The following is a 1290-nucleotide window of genomic DNA, read 5'->3' on the forward strand; positions in this document are numbered from 1 at the left end:
AACTGCCTGAGATCGAACTTGAGGATCGCGGTTCCAAGGGCCGCTATGTCCTGCGTGGACCCGATGGCGCCGAGGCCGAGATGACCTTCACCAAGATCGGTGAGCACCAGATCATCATCGACCACACCGAGGTGCCGGACGTCTTTCGCGGCCAGGGTGCCGGGCTTCGCCTCGTCACCCGCGCCGTCGAGGATGCGCGTGCGGCGGGTAAGAAGATCATCCCGCTCTGCCCGTTCGCCAACGCCCAGTTTCGCCGCCATCAGGAATGGGCCGACGTGCTGAAGCAATAGGGGTTTCGTCGCTTGGAAACGGTGCGGAAAGCGGCTGCGATCCCCACGGGGATGACTTTGGCATTTGTGCGGGTAGCGCATCCTGCCTAAGTCGATATGATATATCTCAGCCCCTTGCCGACAAACGAACCGAATGATCCCCTATGACCGAAACCGATCTCGTTCCCGTCTTCGACGGCCACAACGATACGTTGCTCAGACTCTACCAGTCGAAAGACACGGATGTCGAAAAGCTGTTCATAGAGGGGAAATCGGGCGGCCATATCGACCTGCCGCGTGCCAAAGCCGGCGGCTTCGCCGGCGGCATGTTTGCCATCTTTCCGCCGCCTGTCGAGAAATCCAGGCGCGGCGCCGTGCCCCTGGCGCCGAGTGCCGCCGAGCCGCTGCCGCCCGAGGTTCCGCGCAATGAGGCGCTGACCTCGACCATCGCGATGGCCTCGATCCTGTTCAGGCTGGAACGGGCCGGAGCGCTCACCGTCTGCCGCAGCGCCGGCGATGTGCGCGGTGCCATGGCGCAAGGCTCGATCGCCGCGGTGTTCCACATCGAAGGGGTCGAGGCGATCGATCCCGAGCTCACCATGCTCGACGTGCTGCATGAAGCCGGCCTGCGTTCCCTCGGCATCGTCTGGAGCCGGCCGAACGCCTTCGGCCACGGCGTGCCGTTCCGCTTCCCGTCCTCGCCCGACACCGGCCCCGGCCTGACCGATGCCGGCAAGGCGTTGGTCAAGGCCTGCAACCAGATGAAGATCATGATCGACCTGTCGCATCTCAACGAGAAGGGCTTTCGCGATGTCGCGGCGCTCAGCAATGCGCCGCTGGTCGCGACCCATTCCAACGTGCACGCGATCTGCGGCCATTCGCGCAACTTGACCGACTGGCAGCTCGGCGCGATCCGCGAAACCGGCGGCATGGTCGGGCTGAACTTCGCAACCGGCTTCCTGCGCGAGGATGGTCGCATGAATGCCGACACAAGCCTCGACATCATGGTGCGGCATATCGA

Annotated in this window: 2 protein-coding genes; both read left to right on the plus strand. The window is 64.0% G+C overall.

Annotated features, from left to right (window positions below; genetic code table 11):
- Window positions 1-2 precede the first annotated feature (2 nt).
- The gene (locus EOC06_RS37435) at window positions 3-290 is read left to right on the plus strand and encodes a GNAT family N-acetyltransferase (protein WP_128310125.1); all 288 of its coding nucleotides are present in this window, start codon (window positions 3-5) and stop codon (window positions 288-290) included.
- Window positions 291-433: 143 nt separating this feature from the next.
- A partial coding sequence (locus EOC06_RS37440; RefSeq protein WP_164899004.1) for a dipeptidase occupies window positions 434-1290 on the plus strand: 857 nt, incomplete at its 3' end.

It is taken from the genome of Mesorhizobium sp. M7A.F.Ca.MR.362.00.0.0 (assembly GCF_004023175.1).
Classification (GTDB): Bacteria; Pseudomonadota; Alphaproteobacteria; order Rhizobiales; family Rhizobiaceae; genus Mesorhizobium.